Genomic DNA, 26,098 nt, shown 5'->3' on the forward strand with positions numbered 1-26,098 from the left:
GGCGAAGGACAGGACCGATCCATCACATGAGCACCCCGCAGCAGGGATCCGCCCTCGACCGCCTCCGCGGCCTGGGCCGCGAGGTCGCGAAGTTCGGGGCCGTCGGCGGCGTGGGCGTGCTCGTCAACCTGGGTGTCTTCAACCTGATCCGCCACACGACGGACCTGCAGGTGGTCCGGGCGAGCGTCATAGCCACCGTCGTGGCGATCGTCACCAACTACATCGGCTTCCGGTACTTCACCTACCGCGACCGCGCGCACACCGGGAGCTCCCGCGAGCTGCCGCTGTTCGCGGCCTTCAGTGTGATCGGCCTGGTGGTCGAGAACGGCGTGCTGTACACGGCCACCTACGGGTTCGGCTGGGACGGCCCGCTCGCCACGAACGTGTTCAAGTTCATCGGCATCGGCACGGCCACCGTGTTCCGCTTCTGGTCGTACCGGACGTGGGTCTTCAAGGCCCTGCCGGAACCCGCCCCGGCCCAGGCTGCGGTCCAGGCCCCGGGCCCGGCCCCGGTCGCCGCGCTGCGCGGCGGGGCCGAGAGCGGCGAGAGCGCCGCACGCGCCCCCGAGCCCGCCGGCAAGTAGCCGCACTCGCCGCTGCGGGCGCCCGGCCGGCTCAGCGGACGGCTGCCGCGGACCGCAGCGGCCCTCCCGCCCGCTCAGCGGACCGTCTGCTCCGGCTCCGGCCGCTCCGGCGCCGTCCGGCTCAGGAACAGCGCGAACACCGGCGGCTGCGTCTGCAGCAGCTCCAGGCGCCCCCCGTCGGCCTCCGCGAGGTCCCGTGCCACCGCCAGACCGATCCCGGTGGAATTGCGGCCGCTGATGGCGCGCTCGAAGATCCGGTTGCCGAGGTCCGCCGGGACCCCCGGGCCTTCGTCCGTGACCTCCAGCACCGCCTGGTTCCCGATCACCCGGGTACGCAGCGCCACCGTGCCGCCCCCGTGCATCAGCGCGTTCTCCACGAGCGTGGCCAGCACCTGCGAGACCGCCCCGGGGGTGCCGACGGCCCGCATGCCCGTCTTGCCGGAGCGCACGATTGCCCTGCCCGCGCTGCGGTAGGCCGGCCGCCACTCCTCCACCTGCTGCTTGACGACCTCGTCCAGGTCGAAGGGGACCGCCGAGCCCGTCCGCGGGTCCCGCGAGTTCGTCAGCAGCCGTTCGACCACGTCCGTGAGCCGCTCGACCTGGGTGAGGGCGATGCTCGCCTCCTCCCGTACGGTCTCCAGGTCCTCGGTGACCGTGATCTCCTCGAGCCGCATCGACAGGGCCGTGAGGGGGGTGCGCAGCTGGTGCGAGGCGTCCGCGGCCAGCCGCCGCTCGGCGGTCAGCATCCGGCCGATCCGCTCGGCGCTGGAGTCCAGCACGTCCGCGACCCGGTCCAGCTCGGGGACCCCGTACCGCTTGTGCCGGGGCCGCGGGTCGCCGGAGCCCAGCCGCTCGGCCGTCTCGGCCAGGTCCGTGAGCGGGGAGGCCAGCCGGTTGGCCTGCCGTACGGCGAGCAGGACGGCCGCCACGACGGCGAGCAGCGCCACCGCGCCGACCACCGCCAGGGTCCGCCCGACCTCGCGGGTCACCGTGGAGCGGGACTCCTCGACGACGACGGTCTCGCCCTGCTCGCCCCTGGCGGTGCCGCGGATGACGCTGTCGGGGATCCGGTCGCCGACCTCCACGGGCGGCTGCCCGGGCACGGTGATGCGGGCGTAGCGGCCCATGTCCAGCTGCTCGGCGAGGGCCTGGGCGTCGATGGGCCTGCGCTCCAGGACGCTCGCCTCGACGATGCCGACCAGGCGCAGCGCCTCGGACTCGATGCGGTCCTGGGCACTGCTGGTGATCGTCCGGGTCTCCACGATCACGAGGGAGACCCCGAAGACGGCGATGACGACGAGCACCACGGCGAGCGTGGAGTTGATCAGACGGCGGCGCATGCTCCGGTGCCGCTAGCTCTTCTCGAAGCGGAAGCCGACGCCGCGGACGGTGGCGATGTAGCGCGGGTTGGCGGCGTCGTCGCCGAGCTTCTTGCGGAGCCAGGAGATGTGCATGTCGAGGGTCTTGGTGGAGGACCACCAAGTGGTGTCCCAGACCTCGCGCATCAGCTGGTCACGGGTGACGACCCGGCCGGCGTCGCGGACCAGGACCCGCAGCAGGTCGAACTCCTTGGCCGTGAGCTGGAGCTCCTCCTCCCCCATCCAGGCGCGGTGCGACTCGACGTCGATCCGCACCCCGTGGGTGGCGGGGGCCTGGGCGGCTTCGTTGGCGCCGCGCCGCAGCAGGGCCCGTACCCGGGCCAGCAGCTCGGCGAGGCGGAAGGGCTTGGTCACGTAGTCGTCGGCGCCGGCGTCCAGGCCGACGACCGTGTCGACCTCGTCCGCCCGGGCGGTGAGCACCAGGATGGGGAAGCCGTGGCCCTCGGCGCGCAGCCGGCGGGCGACCTCGAGGCCGTCCATGCCGGGCAGGCCCAGATCCAGGACGACGAGGTCGACGCCGCCCTGCAGTCCCGCGTCCAGGGCGGTGGGGCCGTCCTCCCGGACCTCGACCTCGTATCCTTCCCGGCGCAGGGCGCGGGCCAGGGGCTCCGAGATGGATGCGTCGTCCTCGGCGAGCAGTACACGCGTCATGTGGGTGATGGTAGTCCGCGGGGACGATGTGGAGGGGCGCACCTGCACACCCCTGCCGATCTGGTCTTATGTCTGAGGGCGGCCTTCGAATGTGACCAAACGGTTCCCTGACCGCCTGTGATCCATCTCTCAAGTCCTTTCATATGCCGCAGTGTCGTGTCGTATGGTGGCGAGACGCCTGATGCACTACCTCTGAGACCTTTGTGCCGAAAAGCGAGCCGAAGGTCTCGATTCTGTCCGGATCGATCAGGGGGTCTTGACGACCTGCCTCTTCGACTTCGGTGACAGTGAATGACCTGTGGGCCGGGCCCCGCGCGCGAAAGGTGCGCCTGGGGCGTGGATCCCGGTTACGGATATCCCTCTGCCCCCCTCCTGTCCGGACGGGGGCAGACCCCTGGGCGTGGGGCGGGAACCCGTCGCCGGTGCCGGCCGCCCCCCACCGGGCGCTGTTCCGCTCACGAAGCGAAGCGTCCCGACCAAGCAAGGATCGACCATGGCTTCCAGCCTGACGAGGGACTCGGCGGATCCGTCCACCGAGAAGACCTTCTTCGGCCACCCCCGTGGCCTGGCCACTCTGTTCATGACCGAGATGTGGGAGCGCTTCTCCTACTACGGCATGCGTGCACTCCTGGTGTACTACCTGGTCTCGGGCGGCGCCGACGCCGCCACGGGCAGCCAGGGTGGCGGTCTGGCCATGACCGCGGCCACGACCACGGCCATCTACTCCGTGTACGTCTCCATGGTCTACCTGATGGCCATGCCGGGCGGCTGGTTCGGTGACCGCGTCTGGGGCGCCCGCAAGACCGTCGCCATCGCAGGCTTCGTGATCATGGCCGGTCACCTGTCGCTGGCCCTGCCGGGCCAGGCGATGTTCTTCGTCGGTCTGATCCTCGTCGCGGCGGGCTCCGGCCTGCTGAAGGCCAACATCTCCACGATGGTCGGCCACCTGTACGACGGTCCCGAGGACCCGCGCCGTGACGGTGGCTTCACGCTCTTCTACATCGGCATCAACCTCGGTGCCTTCGTCGCCCCGCTCGTCGTCGGAACGGTCGGCAAGGAGCACAACTGGCACCTGGGCTTCGCCCTCGCCGCCGTCGGCATGGGCCTGGGTCTGACCCAGTTCCTGCTCGGCACCAAGCACCTGAGCCCGAAGAGCAGCCTGGTCCCGAACCCGCTGACGCCGGAGGAGCGCAAAGCCGTCCTCACCAAGGTCGTCCTCGCGGTCGTGGGCATCGCCGTCTTCTACGGTGCCGTGGTCTTCCTCGGCGCCTACACGCTGAACTGGGCCCTGGTCCCGCTGACGCTGGCCGGTCTGTTCATCCCGATCGCCGTCCTGACGCGCATCAAGCGCGACAAGGACCTGTCGGGCGCCGAGCAGTCGAAGATGACCGCGTACATCTGGTTCTTCATCGCCGCCGCCGTCTTCTGGATGATCTACGACCAGGGTGGCTCGACGCTGTCCCTGTTCGCCGACGACAAGACCGCCAGCACCGTGTTCGGCCTCGGCTTCTCGGCCACCTGGTACCAGTCGCTGAACCCGCTGTTCGTGATGGCGCTGGCCCCGGTCTTCGCCTGGCTGTGGGTGTGGCTGGCGCGCAAGAACCAGGAGCCGAACACCATCGTGAAGTTCGCGATGGGACTGGTCCTGATCGGTGCCTCGTTCTTCGTCTTCATCATCCCGATGAACATGGCGGGCGGCGACGTCAAGGTCTCCCCGATGTGGCTGGTCTCGATCTACATGATCCAGACCATCGGCGAGCTGTGCGTCTCCCCGGTCGGCCTCTCCGTCACCACGAAGATGGCGCCGCAGAAGTACGCCTCCCAGATGATGGGTGTCTGGTTCCTCGCGGTCACCGCCGGTGACTGCATCACCAGCCTGCTCTCCATCGCCGGTGTGGACCTGAACGGCCTCGGGGTGATCGCCCTGCAGGCGGCCGCCGCCGCACTGGCCGGCTTCGCGGTCTACGCGTACCGCAAGAAGGTCCAGGCGCTGATGGGCGACGTGCACTGACGCACCCCCGCAACGCGCGCAGCGGCCCGGCACACCTCCTGGTGTGCCGGGCCGCTGTGTTGTACGAGGACGACGTACGGGTTACCGCGTGCCGCGCAGCCGGCGCCACGGGGTGAAGGTGAAGACCGCGCCGCCGAGCAGGATCACCGTGCCCGCGACCAGGGCGAGGGCCTTGATGCCGCCCTCGTCCTCGGCGCCCGTCTCGGCCAGACCGCCCGAGGCGGTGGTGGAGCCGGTGGTGGCCGGCGAGCCGGAGCCGCCCTCCTGGGCCGTGGTGTCGAGCTCCAGCGAGACGCCGCTGCTGGCCGCCTTGCAGGGCACGTTGATCGGCGTGGACCCGGGGGCCATCGTGACGTCGATCGTCAGCTGGTCCGGGCTCAGCGTGACCTTGCCGGTCTTGCCGGGCTTGTAGGTGCCGGTCATGTCGCTGAGGCTGACCGGGGCCTTGTCCGGGATCGGCTCCGCGTTGGCCGGCCCGGAGACCTTGACCATGCCGCTGTCGGCGCCGCCGAGCTTGACGTTCATCGAGGGCTTGAGGGCCCCCGCCGGCAGGGCCATCGGGCTGGCCATCGCGCCCTTGGCGGTCTTGACGGTCAGGTCGTAGCTGCCGCCGTTCTTCTTGGCGTTGATCGTGACCGGGGTCTTGATGCCCCCGGGGACGACCGGACCGCAGTCGAAGGCGACCTCGACGGGCTTGCCCGGGAAGTCGGTCTGGCCCCCGCCGCCCCCGCTGGTGGACCCGCCGTTGGCCGAGCCGCCACTGGTGGACCCACCGTTGGCCGACCCGCCGTTCGTGGACCCGCCGTTCGTGGAGCCGCCGTTCGTGGAGCCGCCGTTCGTGGAACCGCCGTTCGTCGTGCCGCCGCTGGTGCCGGCCGCCACGTCGATGGTGGCCCCGACGCCCACGGCACCCGTGGGTGCGCACTTGGTGACGAAGGTGCCGAAGGGGAAGGTGACCGCGACGTCGTACTTGCCGGGGGTCAGGGTGATCTTGCCGGCCTTGGTGAGCTTCAGCTTCCCCTTCATCGTCGACATCTGCATGGGGGCCTTCTTGGGGATCGGCGGGTTCTTCTTCTCCCCGACGACCTTCAGCTCGCCGCCCCCGCCGCCCACCGTGATCCAGCCGGTGGGCTGGACCGAGTCCTGCGGGATGTCCATCAGGTCCGTGTTGTTCGACGCCGGCTTCACGGTCTCCCAGGACACGTCGACCTCGTCACCGACCTTCGCCGAGGCCGGAGCGGTGACCTTGGCGGTGGTCTCGCCCTCCACCGGGTCGCCACCGCCCGCCGGCGGCACGCACTTGACGTTGAACTTGGTCTCGGCCGCCTGGGCGGGAGTGGCCCCGATGGCCATGCCGGCGCCGCCGAGCAGCAGCGCGATCACGGCCGCGCTCACCCTCCGATGGGTCTTCACAAAGGTCCTTTCGTCGTCGGGCTGTTCTCAGACGGTGCGGACGCCTGTGGTACGTGTGGGGATCTCGGCCCGGGCGCGCTGTCCGGGGTGAACCACGGCAGGACCGCCGTGGTGGTCTGGGGGGAGTCCTGCGCCGCCGCCGGCCCGGCCTCGGCAGTGCCCGGCTCCGGGGCCTGCGCGCCCCGGTGGCGGCCGCCGGCCGGCGCCGTACGCGGCCGGACCCTGTCGACGACGGCCATGCCGATCCGGAAGACCGCGGCCGGGATCACCAGCAGGAGCAGGCCCCAGAACAGCAGCACCCCGTACGGGCGGTCCACGCCCCAGGGCTGGGTGGCCACGACCGTGTCGCCGTACTTGAGGGAGACGGTGTAGTCCCCGTGGGCCCCCGCGGCGAGGCTGACGTCCAGCCGGACCTCCGCCTTGCCGCCCGGCGGGATCGTGCCCTTCCACCGGACCTCGTCCCACAGCGGTGCGAACACCCCGTGGGCGGTGCCGAGCTGGAAGACCGGGTCCTTGACCGGGGCCGAGCCGAGGTTGCCGACGGTGACCGTGAACTTCCTGCCGGGCGGGGCGCCGAACCAGGTCAGCACCCCGTCCTCGCCCTCGAGCCGGACCCCGGTGAGCATCGCCAGGCGCGCCGTGCCGGACTCGGCGGGCAGCTCGGCCACCGGGTGGTCGGTGATCTTCAGCGGGGCGGCGACGGTGGACTGGTCCCCGTTGACGGAGGTGACGTTGACGACGCAGGGGCAGGGCTTGGGCGGTGCCACCACGGGCAGCCGGGCGGTGAAGTGCCCGTCGTCGCCGACCGAGACGGCGGTTCCGTCGGCGTTGGCGCAGCTGTTGGTGCCGCCGATCATGTTCTGTCCGCAGACCAGCAGCATCACCAGGGTCTTCGCCCGCCAGCCGGTGCCGGTGACGGTGATCTCCGTGCCCTTCGCGGCCTCCTGGAGCGAGAGCGCCACGGCGGGCTTGCCCTCAGCGGCCACCGCGGCCGGGGCCGGGAACAGGACCAGGGCGCACACCGCCAGCCCCGCCGCGAGCAGGGCCCCGGCCTTGCCGCCGGCCGTTCCGCCGACCTTGGCGCTCACCTGGATGCTCCCGTCAGCTCGTGATCCGGTGCCCGGTTCCCCGCGGGTACGGGCTCCTCGTACGCCGGCGGCTCCCTGCGGCTGCGCCGGCTGCGTACGAGGAGCAGCGCGGCCGCGGTGACCCCGCCGAGGCCGAGCAGCCCGGCGCCCGACCGGGCCGCGATGCCCCAGGGCACGAACCACGCCGAGGCGGTGGCGGTGGCCGGGGCGGCGCCGGGGGCAGTGACCGTGAGGGTGAGGGCGACGTCGTCGAGGACCGGCGCGCCGGGCCAGGGCTCGGTCAGCGACACCCGCTGGCCGGGGAGCAGCTCCACCGGCAGGGCGCGGGCGGTCCGGCCCGGGACCTCGCCGAAGAGGCCCTCGGCGCGCAGGGCCAGTTCGGGGGCGAGGGCCACGTTGCCGCGGTTGACCAGGGTGTACGCGACCACCGCGGCCGCGCCCTTGCCGCGTACGGAGACGTCCTCGACCGTGAGGGCGGCCAGCGTCGGGCCGCCGACGCGCAGGTCGACCCGTACGCCCACCTCGCGGCCGTCCTCGGTGGCGACCACGGCGGCCGGGTGGTCGCCGGGCAGGGCCGCGGGCGGCAGGGTGACGGTGAAGGGGACCACCGCGCGGGTGCGGGGCGGGACCTTCACGGCGGCGGCGGTCCCGAAGCTGATCCAGGACCCGGCGCCGGCCGATTCCTGCTCGGGGCGCACGGCGAAGGCGCCGCCGGCCGTGTTGTAGGCCTCGGCCCCGCGCAGGGTGACGGTGCGCTCCCGGTCGGAGGTGTTGGTCAGGGCCAGCCGGTCCTCCAGGACGGTGCCGGCGGGTCCCGCGAGGTAGAAGGACGGCCGGGCCGCTGCGGCGCCGCCCGCGGCGGGCTCGGCGGTCCAGCCGGGCTCGTCGGCGGCGGCCCCCGCCGCGGACCCGTACAGCAGGGCCGCGGCGAGCAGCGCGAGACACGGGCGCCGGACGGAAGCGGGGGTGTGGAGCACGGGCATGGCCGGGGGTGCTCCGTTCAGGACCGGGCCCGCTGGCCGCGCCGGGTCAGCCAGAGCACGCCGGCGGCGCCGGTGAGCAGCACGGTGCCGCCGAGGGTGCCGAGGGCGAGGGCGGAGTCGGTGGGCCCGGTCTGCGGGAGGGTTTCCCCCGGGGTGCTGCCCCCGGACTGCGGACCCGCCGTCACGTCCAGCTCCAGGGACGGCTTGGGGCTGTTGCCGGGGGTGCAGGTGGTGGTGGTCCCCAGCGCCTTGATGGTGAGCACGCCCGCGGTGAAGGTGACCTTGCCGCTCTTCTTGGGCGTGTAGGTGCCCGAGAGGTCAGTGATCTTGATGGGGGTGTTGGCGGGCACGGCCTCGGGGTTGGGCGGCCCCGAGACCGGCACGGACACCTTCTCCGCGCCGTCGGCCAGGATGACGGCGCTGGGGCTCATCGCGCCCTTGCCGAGTTCGACGGGGCTGGACGAGACGCCCTTCTGGAAGGACATCGTCAGCTTGTAGCCGTCGCCCTCCTTGACGGCCTTGATGTCGATGGGCGACACCGCCGACTTGTCCCCGATGGGGGTCTTGCAGTCGTACGCCACGTCGACGACGTCGGCCTGGGCTGCGGGGGCGGCCAGCAGGACCGCCGTTCCGGCCAGCGCGGAGGCCAGCGCAAGCGCGGTGGAGCGTTTCCGGTCGGTCACCTTCGTCTTCCCCTCGGGCCACAAGTTACTGACGACACATCAGATTGGTGGCTCAAGGTACGCCCGGGACCTTGCGGAGGGAAGACACGGGACAGGCCTGGATCCACGGCCTTTCGGCCGCCTGGATTCAGGCCATGTCCGGGCGTAGCGGCGGTCGTTCAGGCGGCGCGGACGCCTCGCTGCCAGACGGCGCGGACGAGCGGGACACCGGGCCGGTAGGCCAGGTGGACGTGGCTCGGGGCCTCCAGGAGGGCCAGGTCGGCGCGGGCTCCGGGGGCGATCCGGCCGAGGTCGCTGCGGCGCAGCGCCCGCGCGCCACCGGCGGTGGCCGCCCACAGCGCCTCGTCCGGGGTCATCCGCATGTCCCGGACCGCGAGCGCGATGCAGAACGGCATGGAACTCGTGTACGAGGAGCCCGGGTTGCAGTCGGTGGACAGCGCGACGGTGGCGCCCGCGTCGATGAGGCGGCGGGCGTCGGGCCACTGGGCGCGCGTGGAGAACTCGGCGCCGGGCAGAAGCGTCGCGACGGTGGTGTCCGCGGCCTGCACGAGGGCGTCGACGTCGGCGTCGGTGAGATGGGTGCAGTGGTCGGCGGAGGCGGCCTCCAGCTCGACGGCGAGCTGCACGCCGGGGCCGTAGGACAGCTGGTTGGCGTGCACGCGCGGGATCAGCCCGGCGGCGGCGCCGGCGGTGAGGATCGCGCGCGCCTGGTCGCCGTCGAAGGCGCCCTTCTCGCAGAACACGTCCACCCAGCGGGCGTACGGGGCGCAGGCCGCCAGCATCTCGCCGGTGACGAGGTCGACGTAGCCGGCCGGGTCCTCGGCGTAGTCGGGGGACACGATGTGCGCGCCGAGGTAGGTGACCTCCTCGGTGTGCGCGGCGGCGATGCGCAGCGCGCGGGCCTCGTCCTCGACCGTGAGGCCGTAGCCGGACTTCGTCTCGAAGGTGGTGGTGCCCTGGCGGCGGGCCTCGTCGAGGTGGCGCAGCAGGTTGGCCTCGAGCTCGGCGTCTGTGGCGGCACGGGTGGCGGCGACGGTGGTGCGGATGCCGCCGGCGGAGTAGCTGCGCCCGGACATCCGGGCGTTGAACTCGGCGGTGCGGTCGCCGGCGAAGACGAGGTGGGAGTGGGAGTCGACGAAGCCGGGGATCAGCGCTCGGCCCTGCGCGTCGAAGGCCGAGTCGGCGGCGGGGGCGTCGGCGGCCGGGCCGACCCAGGCGATGGTCTCGCCGTCGATCACGACGGCCGCGTCCCGGACCAGGCCGAGGGGGCTGCCGTCGCCGAGGGCGGGGTCGTTGGTGACGAGGCTGCCGATGTGGGTGACGAGGGTGGTGGTCATGGTTCCTCTCCAGATTTCTCTCCCCGCCCCGCCCTTTCGGCGTTTCCCGGGGCTCCGCCCCGGACCCGCGCCTCAAACGCCGGCGGGGCCGGTTTCTCCGGCCCGCGCGGCGTTCGGGCGCACGCACGCACAGCGCACGTAGGTGGTCCGGGGGCTCGCCCCCGATGTCGGGAAGGGGCGGGGTGGGGGGAAGACGACGTCAGCCGCGTACGGCTGCGATGGACTCGGACAGGGCGGACGGTACGTCCGGGACCCGGGTGTGCGACCCGTCGCGGACGATGTGGCGGCCGCCCACCACCGTGTGCCGGACATCGGCGGCCGTCGCCGCGAACACCGCCGTCTCGGCGCCGAGCCGCGGCAAGGGACCGGCGGTACGGACGGAGTCCAACGCGATCGTGGTGAAGTCCGCGAGCGCACCCGCCTCCAGACGCCCCGCGGCGGCCAGGCCGAGGGCCGCATGACCATCCGCCGTCGCCGCCGTCAGCAGCGCGTTCGCCGTCCAGTGGCCCCGGGTCCGGCTGCGCAGGCGCTCGTTGAGCTCCATCGCCCGCGACTCCTCCAGCAGGTCGATCACCGCATGGCTGTCGCTGCCGAGCGAGAGCGGGCTGCCGGCCTGCTGGAGCCGACGGGCCGGGCCGATGCCGTCGGCGAGGTCCCGCTCGGTGGTGGGGCACATGCACGTACCGGTCGCGGTCCCGCCCAGGAGCGCGATGTCCCCGTCCGTCAGGTGCGTGTTGTGGACGCCGGTGGTCCGCGGGCCGAGCACCCCGTGGTCGGCCAGGAGCTGGGTCGGGGTGCGCCCGTGCGCGGCCCGGCAGGCCTCGTTCTCGGCGGTCTGCTCGGAGAGGTGGACGTGCAGCGGGGCCTGCCGCTCCTCGGCCCAGCGGGCGACCGTGGCCAGCTGCCCGGCCGGTACGGCGCGCACGGAGTGGATCGCCGCGCCGATCAGGGCGTGTTCGCGGGGCTTGAGCGCCGAGACGCGCTCGGCCCAGGCGTCGGCCGTCCCGTCGGAGAACCGCAGCTGGTGCGGGTTGGGCGCCTCTCCGAAGCCGGACGACAGGTATGCCGTGTCGAGCAGCGTGATCCGGATGCCCGCCTCCGCGGCCGCCTCGATCAGGGCCTCGCCCATGGCGTTGGGGTCCGCGTACGGGGCGCCGCCGGGCGCGTGGTGGACGTAGTGGAACTCGCCGACGTTGGTGATGCCGGCCAGCGCCATCTCCGCGTACACCGCGCGCGCGAGCGCGAAGTACGTGTCGGGGGTGAGGTTCTGGGCGACCTGGTACATGAACTCGCGCCAGGTCCAGAAGGTCCCGGAGCCCACCTGAACCAGCGAGCGCAGCGCGCGGTGGAAAGCATGGGAGTGCGCGTTGGCCAGCCCGGGGACGGTCAGCCCGCGCAGTACCTCGGCCCCCGGCGGCGGGGCGTCGGCCCCGGTCCGCAGGGCCGCGATCCGCCCGTCGGCGCCCGCCTCGAGGGCCACGCCCGGCTCGACGTGTGTTCCGAGCCAGGCGTGTTCCAACCAGTACGTCTTCACCGGCAGGCCAGTCCTTCCAGTACGTCGGCCAGAGCCAGGACACCGGCCACGCAGTCGTCCTCGGGGGCGAACTCCCTCGGCGAGTGGGAGACGCCGGTCGGGTTCCGTACGAACAGCATCGCGGTCGGCACGGCTGCGGAGAGGATTCCGGCGTCGTGTCCCGCCCCGGTCCCGAGGACGGGGACGCAGCCGCCGAGGATCCGGTTCATCTCGTCGCGCAGCGCGTGCTCGAACTCGACGACCGGGGTGAAGGACTCCCGGACGATGGCCAGGTCGATCCCGTCCTGGTCGGCGCGCTCGCGGGCGGCCTTCTCGATGGCGGTGACCACCGCGTCGAGGGTGGCCTGGTCGGCGGCGCGGGAGTCGAGCCAGCCGCGTACGAGGGACGGGATGGCGTTGACCCCGTTCGGCTCGACGGCGATCTTGCCGAAGGTCGCGACGGCGCCGGCGAGGGCCGCCTCCGTACGGGCGGCCAGGACGGTCGCCGCGTACGTGAGCATCGGGTCGCGCCGGTCCACGAGGCGGGTGGTGCCGGCGTGGTTGGCCTCGCCGTGGAAGTCGAACCGCCAGCGGCCGTGCGGCCAGATCGCGGACGCGATGCCGACGGCGTCACCGGACAGGTCCAGCGCCCGGCCCTGCTCGACGTGCAGCTCGACGAACGCGCCGATGCGGGCGAGGCGTTCCGGGTCGGCGCCGATGGCGTCGGGGTCGTATCCGGCGGCCTCCATGGCCCGGGGCAGGCTGATCCCGTCGGCGTCGCGGAGCTCGTACGCCTTCTCCTTGGTCAGCTGCCCGGCGGCGAGCCGGGAGCCGACGCAGGCGAGGCCGAAGCGGGCCCCTTCCTCGTCGCCGAAGTTGGTGATGGCCAGTGGCCTGGCGAACTCCGCCCCTCTCCTGCGGAGTTCGTCCAGGGCCGCGAAGGAGGACACCACGCCGAGGGGGCCGTCGAAGGCGCCGCCGTCGGGCACGGAGTCCAGGTGGGAGCCGGTGACGACGGCGTCACCGGCGAGGGGGTCGCCGAGCCAGGCCCACTGGTTGCCGTTGCGGTCGGTCTCGTACGTGAGGCCGCGGGCCTCCGCCTGGGCCTGGAACCAGGTCCGGCAGTCGGCGTCGGCTCCGGTCCACGCGTAGCGGCGGTACCCGCCGGAGTCGGCGTGGCGGCCGAGGGGGGCGAGCTCGTTCCACATGCCGTGGAACGAGGTCGCCCCTGCGGGGTTGTCGCTCACGCGTCGTCGCCCTCGCGCATGGGGACCCGGACGCCGCGCTCGTCCGCGACCGACTCGGCGATGTCGTAGCCCGCGTCGACGTGGCGGATGACGCCCATGCCGGGGTCGTTGGTGAGGACGCGGCGGATCTTCTCGCCCGCGAGCTTGGTGCCGTCGGCGACGGTGACCTGGCCCGCGTGGATCGAGCGGCCCATGCCGACGCCGCCGCCGTGGTGGATCGAGACCCAGGAGGCGCCGGAGGCGACGTTGACCATGGCGTTGAGCAGCGGCCAGTCGGCGATCGCGTCGGAGCCGTCGAGCATGGCCTCGGTCTCGCGGTACGGGGAGGCGACGGAGCCGCAGTCGAGGTGGTCGCGGCCGATGGCCAGCGGGGCGGCGAGGGTGCCGTCGGCCACCATCTCGTTGAAGCGCTCGCCCGCCTTGTCGCGCTCGCCGTAGCCGAGCCAGCAGATGCGCGCCGGCAGGCCCTGGAAGTGGACGCGCTCGCCGGCCATCTTGATCCAGCGGTGCAGCGACTCGTTCTCCGGGAAGAGCTCGAGCATGGCCTTGTCGGTCTTGTGGATGTCCGAGGCCTCGCCGGACAGGGCCGCCCAGCGGAACGGGCCCTTGCCCTCGCAGAACAGCGGGCGGATGTACGCCGGGACGAAGCCGGGGAAGGCGAACGCGCGGTCGTAGCCGGCCAGCTGGGCCTCGCCGCGGATGGAGTTGCCGTAGTCGAAGACCTCGGAGCCGGCGTCCATGAAGCCGACCATGGCCTCGACGTGCTTGGCCATGGATTCGCGGGCCCGCGTGGTGAAGCCGGCCGGGTCCTTGGCCGCGTACGCCGCCATGTCGTCGAAGTCGACGCCCACGGGGAGGTACGCGAGCGGGTCGTGGGCCGAGGTCTGGTCGGTCACGATGTCGATCGGGGCGCCCTCGGCCAGCATCTGCGGGAGCAGCTCGGCCGCGTTGCCGAGCAGGCCGATGGAGAGGGGCTTGCGGGCGTCGCGCGCCTCGACCGCGAGCTGCAGCGCGTGCCGCAGGTTGTCGGCCTTGACGTCCAGGTAGCGGTGCTCGATGCGGCGCTCGATGGCGCGCGGGTCGACGTCGATGCAGATCGCGACGCCGTCGTTCATCGTCACGGCCAGCGGCTGGGCGCCGCCCATGCCGCCGAGGCCGGCGGTCAGGGTGATGGTGCCGGCGAGGGTCCCGTTGAACTTCTTGGCCGCGACGGCCGCGAAGGTCTCGTACGTGCCCTGCAGGATGCCCTGGGTGCCGATGTAGATCCAGGAGCCGGCGGTCATCTGGCCGTACATGGTCAGGCCGAGGTGCTCCAGGCGGCGGAACTCCTCCCAGTTGGCCCAGTCGCCGACCAGGTTGGAGTTGGCGAGCAGCACGCGCGGCGCCCACTCGTGGGTCTGCATCACGCCGACCGGGCGGCCGGACTGGACGAGCATCGTCTCGTCCTGCTTGAGGGTCCGCAGGGTACGGACCATCGCGTCGAAGGAGCGCCAGTCGCGCGCCGCCTTGCCGGTGCCGCCGTAGACGACGAGCTTGTCGGGGTGCTCGGCGACCTCGGGGTCGAGGTTGTTCTGCAGCATCCGGAGGGCGGCTTCCTGCTGCCATCCCAGGGTGCTGAGCTCGGTGCCTCGCGCAGCACGTACGGGGCGGGGTCCTGACATGGCGGTGCCTCCTCCGATGTTGGTCAATCTATTCACATCCTGGCTTCCTGAATAGATTCAGTCAACAGCTGCGGGCCGACCCGCCGGATGATTGGCTGACGGACATGCCTGCCGAGATGCACGCGAGGAACGCGGTGACGCGCCGGGACATGGCCGTACGGGCCGCGGTCGAGCAGGGTCTGGTGGGCGGGGCGGACGCTGCGGAGCCGCTGGTCTGCCTGCTGGACGTGACCGGGATCCGGTCCTCCGCCGACGCCCTGACCAGCGCCTTCGCGGGCGCGCTGACACCCGGCACCCCCGTCCTGCACGCCTTCGCGGTGAAGGCCTGCCCGCTCGTGCCGGTGCTGCGGCTGCTCGCGGACTGCGGCCTCGGCTGCGAGGTGGCGAGCCCCGGCGAGCTGGCGCTGGCCCGGGCGGCCGGGGTCGAGCCGGAGCGGACGGTTCTGGACTCCCCCGCCAAGACGGTGGCCGAGCTGCGCGAGGCGCTGGCGCTCGGGATCGCCGTCAACGCCGACAACCGGCAGGAACTGGAACGCCTGGACGCCCTGGTCGCCGAGGCCCCCACGACGGCCCCTCTGGGGATCCGGATCAACCCGCAGACGGGCGCGGGCACGATCGACGCCCTCTCCACGGCCACCGCGACGTCGAAGTTCGGGATCGCGCTACGGGATCCGGGGGCGCGCGAGTGGGTCGTACGCGCCTTCCTGGACCGGCCGTGGCTGACCCGGCTGCACGCCCACTCGGGCTCCCAGGGCGTACCGCTGCCCCTGATCGCGGAAGGGGTCCGCGCCCTCCACTCCCTGGCGGAGGAGATCAACGCCGCGGCCGGCCGCCGCCAGGTCGACACCCTCGACATCGGCGGTGGCCTGCCGGTGAACTTCGCGTCGGACGCCGAGAGCCCGACGTACGCGCAGTACGTGGCGGCCCTCCGCGAGGCCGTCCCGGCGCTGTTCTGCGGCCGCTACGGCCTGGTGACGGAGTTCGGCAGGTCGCTGCTGGCCAAGCACGGGCTGACGCTCTCCCGGGTCGAGTACACGAAGACCACCGGGGGCCGCCCCATCGCCCTCACGCACGCCGGGGTCCAGCTGGCGACCCGTACGGTCTACGCACCGGCGGCGTGGCCGCTGCGGATCCTGCCGTACGACGCGAAGGGCACCCCGAAGACGGGACCCCCGGTCGCCCAGGACATCGCGGGCCCGGCATGCTTCGCGGGCGACCTGCTGGCCACGGCCCGGGAGCTCCCGGAGCTGGCCCCGGGGGACCTGATCGGCGTCCCGGACACGGGCGCGTACTTCTTCACGGCCCACTACGGCTACAACAGCCTCCCGCGCCCGGCCGTCCACGGCTACACGACGACCCGCTCGGGCGCGGTCCGCTTCACCCCGGTCCGCCCGGCCCAGTCGGCGGCGTCGATCGTGACGGAGGCGGGCGGCGACTTGGGGGAGGCCCTGGTGCGGGTGGACGACTGATGGCCGTCGGTCTGCGGGACGGGGCGGGGCGGCAGTCGTCCTTGCGACATGGACAGCTACCCAATCAACCGAAATCCGTCAAGTCACGAATTCCAGGGTCATGACGCGATCCGGCCGCCGGGGCTTACTGGATGCACGGGCTCACGCAGAACCGGTGACCCACTCCCCCCTCCCTCCCCTGGAAGGTCTCCCATGTCTCTCACCTCCCGCACCCTGCGTCTCGCGCTGCTGACCGCCTCGACCTCGCTGGCCGCCGGAGGCGTACTGCTCCCCACCGGCGCGTTCGCCGCCCCGGCGACGCCGCATGCGATCACCCTCCCGGCCGACCGCGGCAGCGACGACCACAAGGACCGCCGGGGCGAGGACGGGAAGAACGACAAGGTCGGGTCCGACGAGAACCCCGCAGGCGAGGGCGAGGTTCCTTCCAAGCCGGCGGACTCCGAGTCCGGCGTGGTTCCGGAGAGCTACTGCAACGACCCGAAGGCGGCCCCGGGGCTGTGCGTCAACGGAAAGCCCCTGCCGAAGGGCGACGGCACCGTCAAGGTCCCGATGGGATCGCAGCTCTGCCTCGGAGTCGACACTCCCGAGCAGTGCGCGGCGCGGCAGCCCAAGCCCCCCGTCCCGGGCGGCACGGGCAGCTCCACCATCGAGCTCGCGGTCTGACCCCGCCAGTCCCCGGAACCCACGAAGGGCGCGACTCCCCCAGGAGCCGCGCCCTTCCGCGCCCGCGCTCCGCTGCCCGGCCCCGGCGGGGCGGCAGGCGCGGGGAACGCGGGTCGGCGGCTTCCGGCGCAGGAGCCCCTACTCCACGAACAGCCCCCGCGCCGCCGCCCGGGCGTCGAAGGCTTCCAGGCGGGCCTGGGCGTCCGGGAGGGCGTCCGCCATCGCCTCCAGGAGGACCCGGCCCAGCAGCATCGGCGCGCACGCCGTGTCGAAGGCCAGTCCCGTCCCGACGGGCGCCGGGATCAGCAGGTCCGAGGAGCGGGCCACCGGGGCGAACGCCGAGTCCGCGACCGTCACCACCTTCAGTCCGGCCGCCCGCGCGTGGTCCAGCGCCTCCGCCACCTCCCGCGGATGCCGCGGCAGCGCGAAGCACAGCAGCGCCGAGGCCCCGGCCCCGGCGGCCGCGTCGATCCGGTCGGCGAGCATCGAGCCGCCCTCGTCGAGGAGCCGTACGTCCGGATGCACCTTGGCGGCGAAGTACGCGAACCCCCGCGCCTGCGAGGACGCCGCCCGCAGTCCGAGCACGGGCAACGGCGTGGACGCGGCGAGCACCCGGCCCGCCTCCTCGACCGGCGAGGGGTCGGCCAGCATCGCCGACAGCTGCCGCAGGTTTTCGATCTCGCCCTGGACGGCCTGCTGGTACTCGTTGTACGCGTCCTCCTGCGCAGCCTCGGCGCGCTCGGCGGGAGCCACCTCGCGCAGGTGCCGGCGCAGCGCCGGGTATCCGTCGAAGCCGAGCGCCACCGCGAAACGGGTCACCGAGGGCTGGCTCACCCCGGCCAGCTCGGCGAGCTCCACGCTCGACAGGAACGGTACGTCCGCCGCGCCCCGGACCATGCAGTGGGCGATCCGCCGCTGGGTGGGCGTCAGCCGGTGCCCCTCGAACAGCTTCTGCAGCCGCGCTGCCGGGCTGTCGCTCATCCCGACCCCCTCCGTCCCCGTGATTATTCAGTCATCGAGCACTCTGCATGCGGTTATGCAGCACGGCAAGCCACGGACCGCTCCGCGAGACGGCCCGGGTCGAGGAGGGAGCGGGGATACGGGCGACGACGGCCCGGGGATACGGGGGCTACCCCCAGTGCTGCGGCCGGCGCCCGTTCCTACCCTGGGCGCATGGAGTCCCAGGAGCTGAAGAAGGAACTCGACGCGACGTTGGACGCCCGGCGCGAGCTGGGGCCGGACTACGAGGCCGCACTCGTGGACTCCTTCGTGGAGAAGGTGGACACCCAGGTCCGCCGCCGGCTGGCCGAGGAACGCCTGGCCGCCGTCCGCGGGGGCCGGGGCCGGGGCGCACCGGCGCCGCTGGACGGCACCTTCGGCGAACGCTTCGGCTTCGCGATCATCACGCTGGTCCTGGCGATCCCGCTGTCGGCCATCGGCGCCACGCAGGCGGGGTTCAAGGGCCTGCTGGTCGCCTGGGCGGGCGTCGTCGGCGTGAACTTCGTCCACGCCGCCAAATCCTTCCGCCACCGCCCCTGACCGCTGCGAAGGGCGAGCGAGCCACCAGGCACGAGCGCCCCGGAGGCGGGCCGAGCCCCGTGAAGAGGTGTGCGCGGGGACCGCCGCACCCTCGCGAGTGCGAGGGGCGGGACGACGGCGGTCCCCGCGAAGGACACGGGCCGGGTCAGGGCCGGCCGCGTCCGTGGCGTCCGCGCGGTCCGGGAGCCGCTCCGGATTCACGCCAACGCCGTTCGGTGGTGCCGGCCGGGGCGTTTGCGCTCCTGCCGACAACCACCACTGTGCCGGAGCCGTGTTAAGCCGGTGCTGCCACCACATGACGGGCCCGTACCTTTTGCGCGACATGCCGACACGACTGCCGACACCACGTCACCCCGCCACCGGCAGCGGCTACTTCGCGCCCTTCGCGAGGAACGCCAGCAGGTCCTGACGGCTGACCACGCCGGTCGGCTTGCCCTCGACCAGCACGATCGCCGCGTCCGCCTCGCCCAGTACGGACATCAGTTCCGACACCGGCTCGCCCGAGCCGACCTGCGGCAGCGGCTTGCTCATGTGCTTCTCGAGCGGGTCGGAGAGCGAGGCCTGCTTCGCGAACAGCGCCGACAGCAGCTCCTTCTCCACCACCGAGCCGATGACCTCGGCGGCCATCACGTCCGGGTGGCCGGCGCCGGGCTTGACGATCGGCATCTGCGAGACGCCGTACTCGCGCAGCACCTCGATGGCCTCGCCCACGGTCTCCTCGGGGTGCATGTGGACCAGGGACGGCATGGCGCCCTCCTTGTCCGCGAGCACGTCGCCGATGCGCGCCGCGGGGCCCGCCTCCTCGAGGAAGCCGTGACCGGCCATCCACTCGTCGCTGAAGATCTTGCTCATGTAGCCGCGGCCGCTGTCCGGCAGCAGGACGACGACGACGTCGTCCGGGCCGAGCCCCTCGGCGGCCTTCAGCGCCGCGACGACCGCCATGCCGCAGGAGCCGCCGACGAGGAGGCCCTCCTCCTTGGCGAGGCGGCGGGTCATCTGGAAGGAGTCCTTGTCGGACACCGCGATGATCTCGTCGGTGACGTTCGGGTCGTACGCGGTCGGCCAGAAGTCCTCGCCGACGCCCTCGACCAGGTACGGGCGGCCGGAGCCGCCGGAGTAGACCGAGCCCTCGGGGTCGGCGCCGATGACCTTGACCTTGCCGCCGGACACCTCCTTGAGGTAGTTGCCGGTGCCCGAGATCGTGCCGCCCGTGCCGACGCCCGCGACGAAGTGGGTGATCTTCCCGTCCGTCTGCTCCCAGAGCTCGGGACCGGTGGTCTCGTAGTGCGAACGGGGGTTGTTCGGGTTGCTGTACTGGTCCGGCTTCCAGGCGCCCGGGGTCTCGCGGACGAGGCGGTCGGACACGTTGTAGTACGAGTCCGGGTGCTCGGGGTCGACGGCCGTCGGGCAGACCACCACGTCGGCGCCGTACGCGCGCAGCACGTTGATCTTGTCCATGGACACCTTGTCAGGGCAGACGAAGATGCACTTGTAGCCCTTCTGCTGGGCCACGATGGCGAGTCCTACGCCGGTGTTGCCGCTGGTCGGCTCCACGATGGTGCCGCCGGGCTTGAGGGCACCGCTCTGCTCGGCGGCCTCGATCATCCGGACGGCGATCCGGTCCTTCACGGATCCGCCGGGATTGAAGTACTCGACCTTGGCAAGGACGGTGGCCTGCAGGCCTTCGGTCACACGGTTGAGCTTCACCAGCGGGGTGTTGCCGACGAGGCTGATCATCGAGTCGTGGAATTGCACCATGTTCTCCAGGGAGGGGACTCCACGGGTTCTCCGGGAGGTCCGGCCAGACTATGCGGAAAGGGATTGGGCGACCGGCAGTACGGGGCAGGAAGGTCATCGAGGCCAGGCAGCGAAGCGAGGTGGCTCGAGAGGTGTCCAGGGCGAGGACGGCCCGCCGGATCGCGGCGGGCGCGGCGTACGGCGGCGGCGGGCTCGGGCTGGTCGGAGCCGCCGCCGTGGGGCTGGTGCTGGCGGAGGTCCAGTTCGCCAAGCGGACGGTGGGCACCGCACTGGGCGATCCGCCGCGGGCGGACGGGCTGTACGGGAGCGAATTCGGCAGACCCGGGGCCGGGCTGGAACCGGGCACCGTCCCACTGCGGCTCGCCATGCTGGGCGACTCCACGGCCGCCGGACTCGGCGTACGCCGGGCCCGACAGACCCCGGCCGCGCTGCTGGCCTCGGGGCTGGCGGCGGTGGCGGAGCGGCCGGTGGAGCTGCGCAACGTGGCCGTCTCCGGGGCCATGTCCGACGACCTCGAGCGCCAGTCGGGCCTGCTCCTGGACGGCGAGCTGCCGCCGCCGGACGTGTGCGTGATCATGATCGGCGCGAACGACGTGACGCGGCGCATGCCGCCGACGCAGTCGGTGCGCCACCTCACCTCGGCGGTACGCCGGCTGCGGCTCGCGGGCGCCGAGGTGGTGGTCGGGACCTGCCCCGACCTCGGCACCATCGAGCCGGTGTACCAGCCGCTGCGGTGGCTGGCCCGGCGGGTCTCGCGCCAGCTGGCTGCCGCGCAGACCATAGGGGTCGTCGCGCTGGGGGCCCGTACGGTCTCGATGGGGGACCTGCTGGGTCCGGAGTTCGCGGCGAACCCCCGGGAGATGTTCGGCCCGGACTCGTACCACCCGTCGGCGGAGGGGTACGCGACCGCCGCGATGGCGGTCCTCCCCACCCTGTGCGCGGCGCTCGCCCTGTGGCCGGAGTCGGACCGGCTGGAGGTTTCGCGCCACGAGGACATGCTTCCGGTGGCCAAGGCCGCGTCTGCCGCTGCCGGGCTGGCGGGCACCGAGGTCACGGCCGCACGCGGGCCGTGGGCCCTCCTCAAGCACCGTCGCCGCCGCCGCGTCCCGACCGAGGACGTCTCCACGCCCCCGCCCGACCCGGACCCGGTCCCGGGCTCCCAGGTGGCCGGCACCTGACCCGTTCCGGGCGGAGCCCGGTGCCCGCCCCGGGACCGGGCCCGCCCGCGCCGGCGCGGGGCGGAACAGGAGACGGGGGGCCGGGCGTTGAACCCGCGGAGCGACCGGCATCACATGCCGAAGCCGGTGACCTCGACCGTACGGGGCGGTAACTTCGCATGCGGTCCCGCAACGACGTACCCCTTGGAGTCCCGATGCCCGAAGCCGTCATCGTTTCCACCGCCCGCTCTCCCATCGGGCGCGCCGGCAAGGGCTCGCTCAAGGACGTCCGTCCGGACGACCTGACCGCCACGATCATCCAGGCTGCCCTCGCCAAGGTCCCCGAGCTGGACCCGCGCCAGATCGACGACCTGATGCTCGGCTGCGGCCTCCCCGGCGGCGAGCAGGGGCACAACCTCGCGCGTATCGTCGCCGTGCAGATGGGCATGGACTACCTGCCCGGCACCACGATCACCCGCTATTGCTCCTCCTCCCTCCAGACCTCCCGCATGGCGCTGCACGCCATCAAGGCGGGCGAGGGCGACGTCTTCATCTCCGCCGGCGTCGAGACCGTCTCCCGGTTCGTGAAGGGCTCCTCCGACGGCCTGCCGGACACGCACAACCCGCTCTTCGCCGACGCCGAGGCCCGTACCGCCGCCGTCGCGCAGAGCGAGGGCAGCGACTGGCACGACCCGCGCGAGGACGGCCTGATCCCCGACGCGTACATCTCCATGGGGCAGACGGCCGAGAACCTGGCCCGCCTCAAGGGCGTGACCCGCCAGGACATGGACGAGTTCGGCGTCCGTTCGCAGAACCTCGCCGAGGCCGCGATCAAGAACGGCTTCTGGGAGCGGGAGATCACCCCGGTCACCACCCCGGACGGCACCGTCGTCTCCACGGACGACGGCCCGCGCGCCGGCGTCACCCTGGAGGGCGTCCAGGGCCTCAAGCCCGTCTTCCGCCCCGACGGCCTGGTCACGGCCGCCAACTGCTGCCCGCTCAACGACGGCGCCGCCGCGCTGGTCATCATGAGCGACACCAAGGCCCGCGAGCTGGGCCTGACGCCGCTGGCCCGGATCGTCTCCACCGGCGTCACCGGCCTGTCCCCCGAGATCATGGGCCTGGGCCCGGTCGAGGCGTCGAAGCAGGCCCTGAAGCGCGCCGGCCTGACCGTCGGCGACATCGACCTGTTCGAGATCAACGAGGCCTTCGCGGCCCAGGTGATCCCCTCCTACCGGGACCTGGAGATCCCGCTGGAGAAGCTGAACGTCAACGGTGGGGCCATCGCCGTCGGTCACCCGTTCGGGATGACCGGTGCCCGCCTCACCGGCACGCTGATCAACAGCCTGCAGTTCCACGACAAGCAGTTCGGCCTGGAGACCATGTGCGTCGGCGGCGGCCAGGGCATGGCCATGGTCATCGAGCGGCTGAGCTGAGCCGGAGCGGAGGGTAGGGGTCGTCGCGAGGAACGAGCGGCGGCACCTGCCCGCAGCGGTGGCGAAGGTCAGCGCGACCCCATGGAGGAGAGCGGCTGAGCTGAGCCGGAGCGGAGGGTAGGGGTCGTCGCGAGGAACGAGCGACGGCACCTGCCCGCAGCGGTGGCGAAGGTCAGCGCGACCCATGGAGGAGAGCGGCTGAGCTGAGCCGGAGCGGAGGGTAGGGGTCGTCGCGAGGAACGAGCGGCGGCACCTGCCCGCAGCCGTGCGTCCAGGCGCCGCAAGGGATTCGCTTGATCCCTTGCGGCGTACTGACACCGATTCCAATCCCGTCGCGGCCGACCTGTGACCGAATCTCCCCCAGGATGTGACCTTTGTCCTGGGGGTTTGTCGTTTCCCCAGGTCAGGGCGTATCCGCACTCCCCCGGTGTGACCAAAGCCCTGTCCAATTCGTGACGTAATGCACTGCACGCCATTCCCAGGTCGGGACACTCTGATGTAGGAAGTCGGGGGATCGAATCAATCAGGAGTTAGTCAGTGAGCGCCATGTCTCTTGCCCTGCTGCTGACCACGGCCGCCGCCGCGGCCGTGGGCGCTGCTGCGCTGCACGCTGTACACGGCCTGCGCAAGCAGGTGTCGGCCCTCCGCGGTGAGCTGGCCACGCCGGCCCACGCCCGCGGCGGTGCGACCGTCCCGCACGCCCGCAGTGCCGTGCATTCCCCCGCCGCCGAGATACGAGCCGCCGTGGCCGAGGCCCTGGCCGAGGAGCGCGAGCGCGAGCTCGCCGAGGCGCGGGCCTTCTGGGCCGCGCAGGAGGCCCGTGACGCCGCCGACGCTTCCCCTCGCTTCGCCGGGGAGCCCCCTGCCTCCCTGCTGGGCGGCCTGCCGGGGCTCGGTGAGGACGGCCCGGCCGTCTTCCTGCCCCGCCAGGCGGACCTCGTGGGTCTGGAGCCGGTGCTCGGCGACGAGGCGGCCGACGACTATCCCGAGGATTCCGCCGAGCTGGCCGCCGCCCGCCGGCGCCACCCCTCGCACCCCGACTTCGTACCGGTCCAGGCCTCGGCCCCCGGCGCCGACCACGAGCGCACGGTCAGCCGCCTGGAGGAGCTCGCGGAGGCCCGCACGGCTCTCGCCGACGTCCGCCCGGGCCCGCTGGGCACGCTCGACGTGTACGTCTTCACCGACGGCACCACGCTGTGCATGACGCCGGGCCACCGGGAGACGGCGGAGCGCCTTGCCGAGGCCCTGCGCTCGGGCACCGCGCCGGTCCTGCTGGGCGGCTCGGGCATCTCGGGCGCCTATGCGCTGACCTTCTCCTGCGGTGACTCCCAGGACCCGGACAACAACGTCTACATCCTCGCGGACCGCGTCATCGCGTCGCTCTGACTTCCGCCTGTTCCACCAGCCGCACGGCCTCGTCCAGCATCTCGGACGGGGCCTTCGCGGTTTCCGGGGCCTCCTCGGCAGCGGCGGCGCCCAGCGCCTCCGCGAGGTCCAGCCCGGCCACCGCGACCTGGTCCCCGACCACGAAGACCCCCGCGTCGGGCATGTTCCGCGCCGGAGCCGCCCCCTCGGCCCGCTCCGGTGCCTCGAGCACCTGGGCCCGTACGGAGAGCTCCCGGGCCAGCTCCAGCGCCTCGGCGGCGGCCCCCTGCCGGAGACGGCTCTGCGGCATGGCCCGCAGCCGGTCGGCGAAACGTTCCACGGCGGCGGTCAGAGGCGAAGTATCAAGCACCCGGCCGACCTTACGCGCCGCCGCGGCACCATTGCCAACGGGCGAACTCTCCGGCACGGTGGCGTGAAGAGAACAGCACAGCACGGCGATACCTCCGGAGGCGCCCATGTCCGTAGAGTTCTCCGAGCAGACCCACCGGAACATGATCGACAGAATCCCCCAGACCACCGGTCGTGAAGTCTCCGACTGGCTCCGCACGGTGGACGACGGCCCCTCCCTCGTCCGGTTCGAGGAGAAGGTCAGCTGGCTGCGCGGCGCGCACGAGCTCTCGTACGGCCAGGCCAAGGCGATCATCCACGAGTACGACCTGCGCAGGGCCGCCCGCAAGTTCGGCTGAGCCCTCCCCCGTCCCTGCCCCTCGATCCCCCGCCCCCGACCCCGTACCCCCTCCGAGACGCGGGAAGGCCCCGCGAGCGGTGAGCTCGCGGGGCCTTCCCCACTCCGTGCAGAGGGTGCCGGTACGACTAGTCGTCGCCGGAGAGGATCTGGAACAGGCGCAGTAGCTCCAGGTAGATCCACACCAGGGTCAGCGTGAGGCCGAAGGCCGCCAGCCAGGCCTCGTCGCGCGGCGCGCCGTAGGCGATGCCGTCCTCGACCTGCTTGAAGTCCAGGGCGAGGAAGCAGGCGCCGAGGACGACGCCGATGATGCCGAACAGGATGCCGAGGCCGCCGCTGCGGAAGCCGAGGCCGTCGCCGCCAGCGAAGACCGAGAACAGCAGGTTCGCGACCATGAGCAGCATGAAGCCCATGGCGGCCGCCATCACGAAGCCGTAGAAGCGGCGGGTGACGCGGATCCAGCGCATCTTGTACGCGAAGAGCACCGAGGCGAACACGCACATCGTGCCGAGCACGGCCTGGATGACCACGCCGGCACCGAGGTAGGTGCTGGTGGCCGAGCTGATGACGCCGAGGAAGAAGCCCTCGAAGGCCGCGTAGCCCAGGATGATCGCCGGGGAGGCCTTGCGCTTGAAGCTCTGGACGAGTCCGAGGACCATCGCGACGAGCGCGGCGCCGATGGCGACGCCGTACGACTTGCCGACGTTCGCCGGGTCGACGGGCATGGCGATCCACGCGATCGTCGCCGTGAGGATGACCGTGCCGAGCGTCATGGCCGTACGGCTCACGACGTCGTCCATCGTCATGACGCCGGCGCGCGCGGGCGCCTGCGGCATGCCGGTGGTCACGTCGGTGGCGTAAGGATTCGTCGCGTACGGGTTGGTCCCGGCCTGCTGGTGCTGCGCGTCAAAGCCCGCGTAGCCCCCGCTGTCGCGGCTGAACCCCCGTCGCGAGAAGACCGGGTTGCTGCTCCTCATCTCACTCCTCCATGGCCACCGTGCGCGGCCTTGCAACAAGAGTAATGCGCTCGCAAAGAAAGCACCCTACCGCTCGAGGAGGATCTTAGGAGAAGGCACGGCGAAGCGCCGGAGATATCGGGAAGGTGCGGGAGTGCCCGGAGCCGGACTTGAACCGGCACGGCCTAAGCCAGCGAGGTTTAAGCTCGCCGTGTCTGCATTCCACCATCCGGGCAGGGCGTAGCGGCTCCCGTACAAAAAGCACTGAACGCTGCGCCGAGCCTATCCGGAACGCCCAGGTCGCAAGCGGGGCCTCTATCCGATGTTGTCTGATTTTATTGGCGCTTGAGGGTCCGTCAGGAGCGAGAACACGCGGTGGGCCCGTTACGGGCGGCGATCACGCCCGAAACGGGAATGACGGGATTTCGATGGCTCGCGCCACCCGGCCCGCCACCCTTCCCGCCACCCCGGGCCACCCCGGGCCACCCCGGGCCGCGCG

General features: G+C 72.4%; 23 protein-coding genes and 1 tRNA gene. 9 read left to right on the forward strand and 15 right to left on the reverse strand.

The genetic code is table 11. The features are described 5' to 3' along the window. Positions 1-26 precede the first annotated feature (26 nt). The gene (locus IF09_RS0118135; RefSeq protein ID WP_030296928.1) at positions 27-584 is read left to right on the forward strand and encodes a GtrA family protein; all 558 of its coding nucleotides are present in this window, start codon (positions 27-29) and stop codon (positions 582-584) included. 74 nt (positions 585-658) lie between these two features. On the opposite strand, the gene IF09_RS0118140 is transcribed toward IF09_RS0118135, so the two are convergent. Together IF09_RS0118140 and IF09_RS0118145 are read right to left on the reverse strand one after the other, a co-directional pair. After that, on the reverse strand, positions 659-1,924 hold the full coding sequence (locus IF09_RS0118140; RefSeq protein WP_030296929.1) for an ATP-binding protein: 1,266 nt from the start codon (positions 1,922-1,924) through the stop codon (positions 659-661). 12 nt (positions 1,925-1,936) lie between these two features. Continuing rightward, positions 1,937-2,614: a response regulator transcription factor gene (locus IF09_RS0118145; protein WP_030296931.1), complete on the reverse strand. Its 678-nt coding sequence runs from the start codon at positions 2,612-2,614 to the stop codon at positions 1,937-1,939. Between the two features lie 493 nt (positions 2,615-3,107). Here IF09_RS0118145 and IF09_RS0118150 point away from each other — a divergent pair, with 493 nt between their 5' ends. Next, a complete protein-coding gene (locus tag IF09_RS0118150) occupies positions 3,108-4,625 on the forward strand; it encodes a peptide MFS transporter (protein WP_030296932.1) in 1,518 nt (505 codons plus the stop codon). An 81-nt stretch (positions 4,626-4,706) separates the two neighbouring features. Here the strand turns inward: IF09_RS0118150 and IF09_RS0118155 are convergent, their stop codons facing one another. The 8 genes from IF09_RS0118155 to hutU form a co-directional block, all read right to left on the reverse strand. Then, a complete protein-coding gene (locus IF09_RS0118155) occupies positions 4,707-6,020 on the reverse strand; it encodes a hypothetical protein (protein ID WP_030296934.1) in 1,314 nt (437 codons plus the stop codon). A 14-nt stretch (positions 6,021-6,034) separates the two neighbouring features. Beyond that, a complete protein-coding gene (locus IF09_RS0118160) occupies positions 6,035-7,126 on the reverse strand; it encodes a hypothetical protein (protein WP_051832617.1) in 1,092 nt (363 codons plus the stop codon). Next, a complete protein-coding gene (locus IF09_RS0118165; protein WP_051832619.1) occupies positions 7,123-8,109 on the reverse strand; it encodes a hypothetical protein in 987 nt (328 codons plus the stop codon). The genes IF09_RS0118160 and IF09_RS0118165 overlap by 4 nt, the downstream gene beginning before the upstream one ends. Before the next feature lie 17 nt (positions 8,110-8,126). Then, entirely contained in the window at positions 8,127-8,792 is a 666-nt protein-coding gene (locus IF09_RS0118170) for an LPXTG cell wall anchor domain-containing protein (protein ID WP_030296939.1), read from the reverse strand. Between the two features lie 158 nt (positions 8,793-8,950). Continuing rightward, on the reverse strand, positions 8,951-10,129 hold the full coding sequence (hutI, locus tag IF09_RS0118175) for an imidazolonepropionase (RefSeq protein ID WP_030296940.1): 1,179 nt from the start codon (positions 10,127-10,129) through the stop codon (positions 8,951-8,953). A gap of 199 nt (positions 10,130-10,328) precedes the next feature. Beyond that, positions 10,329-11,669, reverse strand: a complete 1,341-nt coding sequence (locus IF09_RS0118180) for a formimidoylglutamate deiminase (RefSeq protein ID WP_030296941.1) — start codon at positions 11,667-11,669, stop codon at positions 10,329-10,331. Next, a complete protein-coding gene (locus IF09_RS0118185) occupies positions 11,660-12,850 on the reverse strand; it encodes an allantoate amidohydrolase (protein WP_030296943.1) in 1,191 nt (396 codons plus the stop codon). Before IF09_RS0118185 ends, IF09_RS0118180 begins: the two co-directional genes overlap by 10 nt. A gap of 35 nt (positions 12,851-12,885) precedes the next feature. After that, complete coding sequence (gene hutU / locus IF09_RS0118190; RefSeq protein WP_030296944.1) at positions 12,886-14,550, reverse strand: urocanate hydratase; 1,665 nt, start codon at positions 14,548-14,550, stop codon at positions 12,886-12,888. A 104-nt stretch (positions 14,551-14,654) separates the two neighbouring features. On the opposite strand from hutU, the gene IF09_RS0118195 reads away from it, so the two are divergent. Together IF09_RS0118195 and IF09_RS0118200 are read left to right on the forward strand one after the other, a co-directional pair. Next, a complete protein-coding gene (locus IF09_RS0118195) occupies positions 14,655-16,019 on the forward strand; it encodes a diaminopimelate decarboxylase (RefSeq protein WP_037635291.1) in 1,365 nt (454 codons plus the stop codon). Between the two features lie 192 nt (positions 16,020-16,211). Further along, complete coding sequence (locus tag IF09_RS0118200; RefSeq protein ID WP_030296946.1) at positions 16,212-16,682, forward strand: hypothetical protein; 471 nt, start codon at positions 16,212-16,214, stop codon at positions 16,680-16,682. 138 nt (positions 16,683-16,820) lie between these two features. Here the strand turns inward: IF09_RS0118200 and IF09_RS0118205 are convergent, their stop codons facing one another. After that, positions 16,821-17,663 carry a MurR/RpiR family transcriptional regulator gene (locus IF09_RS0118205; protein WP_030296947.1) on the reverse strand — a complete coding sequence of 281 codons (843 nt, stop codon included), beginning with the start codon at positions 17,661-17,663 and terminating at the stop codon, positions 16,821-16,823. 192 nt (positions 17,664-17,855) lie between these two features. Between IF09_RS0118205 and IF09_RS0118210 the strand changes: the two genes are divergently transcribed. Then, positions 17,856-18,221 (forward strand): hypothetical protein, encoded by a 366-nt coding sequence (locus IF09_RS0118210; protein ID WP_030296948.1) that lies wholly within the window; start codon positions 17,856-17,858, stop codon positions 18,219-18,221. Positions 18,222-18,590: 369 nt separating this feature from the next. Here the strand turns inward: IF09_RS0118210 and IF09_RS0118215 are convergent, their stop codons facing one another. Beyond that, the gene (locus tag IF09_RS0118215) at positions 18,591-19,976 is read right to left on the reverse strand and encodes a cystathionine beta-synthase (RefSeq protein WP_030296949.1); all 1,386 of its coding nucleotides are present in this window, start codon (positions 19,974-19,976) and stop codon (positions 18,591-18,593) included. A gap of 122 nt (positions 19,977-20,098) precedes the next feature. Between IF09_RS0118215 and IF09_RS0118220 the strand changes: the two genes are divergently transcribed. From IF09_RS0118220 to IF09_RS0118230, 3 genes are all read left to right on the forward strand, one after another. After that, positions 20,099-21,157 carry an SGNH/GDSL hydrolase family protein gene (locus tag IF09_RS0118220; protein ID WP_037635294.1) on the forward strand — a complete coding sequence of 353 codons (1,059 nt, stop codon included), beginning with the start codon at positions 20,099-20,101 and terminating at the stop codon, positions 21,155-21,157. 194 nt (positions 21,158-21,351) lie between these two features. After that, positions 21,352-22,572, forward strand: coding sequence for an acetyl-CoA C-acetyltransferase (locus IF09_RS0118225; RefSeq protein ID WP_030296951.1), 1,221 nt, complete (start codon positions 21,352-21,354; stop codon positions 22,570-22,572). A gap of 546 nt (positions 22,573-23,118) precedes the next feature. Next, a complete protein-coding gene (locus IF09_RS0118230; RefSeq protein WP_030296952.1) occupies positions 23,119-23,958 on the forward strand; it encodes a hypothetical protein in 840 nt (279 codons plus the stop codon). Here IF09_RS0118230 and IF09_RS0118235 read toward each other — a convergent pair. Then, positions 23,942-24,307, reverse strand: a complete 366-nt coding sequence (locus tag IF09_RS0118235) for a hypothetical protein (protein ID WP_030296955.1) — start codon at positions 24,305-24,307, stop codon at positions 23,942-23,944. The genes IF09_RS0118230 and IF09_RS0118235 overlap by 17 nt on opposite strands. 106 nt (positions 24,308-24,413) lie before the next feature. Between IF09_RS0118235 and IF09_RS0118240 the strand changes: the two genes are divergently transcribed. After that, positions 24,414-24,644: a DUF4287 domain-containing protein gene (locus IF09_RS0118240; RefSeq protein ID WP_030156482.1), complete on the forward strand. Its 231-nt coding sequence runs from the start codon at positions 24,414-24,416 to the stop codon at positions 24,642-24,644. A 127-nt stretch (positions 24,645-24,771) separates the two neighbouring features. On the opposite strand, the gene IF09_RS0118245 is transcribed toward IF09_RS0118240, so the two are convergent. Both IF09_RS0118245 and IF09_RS0118250 read right to left on the reverse strand, forming a co-directional pair. Further along, positions 24,772-25,620, reverse strand: a complete 849-nt coding sequence (locus IF09_RS0118245) for a Bax inhibitor-1/YccA family membrane protein (RefSeq protein WP_030296956.1) — start codon at positions 25,618-25,620, stop codon at positions 24,772-24,774. A gap of 134 nt (positions 25,621-25,754) precedes the next feature. Next, positions 25,755-25,834 (reverse strand) — tRNA-Leu (locus tag IF09_RS0118250). Between the last annotated feature and the right edge of the window lie 264 nt (positions 25,835-26,098).

The sequence above is a fragment of the Streptomyces katrae genome (genome assembly GCF_000717655.1).
GTDB classification, from domain to species: domain Bacteria; phylum Actinomycetota; class Actinomycetes; order Streptomycetales; family Streptomycetaceae; genus Streptomyces; species Streptomyces katrae_B.

Bases quoted from the DNA above. Each gene is read 5' to 3' on its own strand.
- IF09_RS0118135 (WP_030296928.1), top strand. From the start codon at position 27: ATGAGCACCCCGCAGCAGGGATCCGCCCTCGACCGCCTCCGCGGCCTG.
- IF09_RS0118140 (WP_030296929.1), bottom strand. From the start codon at position 1,924: ATGCGCCGCCGTCTGATCAACTCCACGCTCGCCGTGGTGCTCGTCGTC.
- IF09_RS0118145 (WP_030296931.1), bottom strand. From the start codon at position 2,614: ATGACGCGTGTACTGCTCGCCGAGGACGACGCATCCATCTCGGAGCCC.
- IF09_RS0118150 (WP_030296932.1), top strand. From the start codon at position 3,108: ATGGCTTCCAGCCTGACGAGGGACTCGGCGGATCCGTCCACCGAGAAG.
- IF09_RS0118165 (WP_051832619.1), bottom strand. From the start codon at position 8,109: ATGCCCGTGCTCCACACCCCCGCTTCCGTCCGGCGCCCGTGTCTCGCG.
- hutI (WP_030296940.1), bottom strand. From the start codon at position 10,129: ATGACCACCACCCTCGTCACCCACATCGGCAGCCTCGTCACCAACGAC.
- IF09_RS0118185 (WP_030296943.1), bottom strand. From the start codon at position 12,850: ATGTGGAACGAGCTCGCCCCCCTCGGCCGCCACGCCGACTCCGGCGGG.
- hutU (WP_030296944.1), bottom strand. From the start codon at position 14,550: ATGTCAGGACCCCGCCCCGTACGTGCTGCGCGAGGCACCGAGCTCAGC.
- IF09_RS0118195 (WP_037635291.1), top strand. From the start codon at position 14,655: ATGCCTGCCGAGATGCACGCGAGGAACGCGGTGACGCGCCGGGACATG.
- IF09_RS0118200 (WP_030296946.1), top strand. From the start codon at position 16,212: ATGTCTCTCACCTCCCGCACCCTGCGTCTCGCGCTGCTGACCGCCTCG.
- IF09_RS0118205 (WP_030296947.1), bottom strand. From the start codon at position 17,663: ATGAGCGACAGCCCGGCAGCGCGGCTGCAGAAGCTGTTCGAGGGGCAC.
- IF09_RS0118210 (WP_030296948.1), top strand. From the start codon at position 17,856: ATGGAGTCCCAGGAGCTGAAGAAGGAACTCGACGCGACGTTGGACGCC.
- IF09_RS0118225 (WP_030296951.1), top strand. From the start codon at position 21,352: ATGCCCGAAGCCGTCATCGTTTCCACCGCCCGCTCTCCCATCGGGCGC.
- IF09_RS0118230 (WP_030296952.1), top strand. From the start codon at position 23,119: ATGTCTCTTGCCCTGCTGCTGACCACGGCCGCCGCCGCGGCCGTGGGC.
- IF09_RS0118240 (WP_030156482.1), top strand. From the start codon at position 24,414: ATGTCCGTAGAGTTCTCCGAGCAGACCCACCGGAACATGATCGACAGA.
- IF09_RS0118245 (WP_030296956.1), bottom strand. From the start codon at position 25,620: ATGAGGAGCAGCAACCCGGTCTTCTCGCGACGGGGGTTCAGCCGCGAC.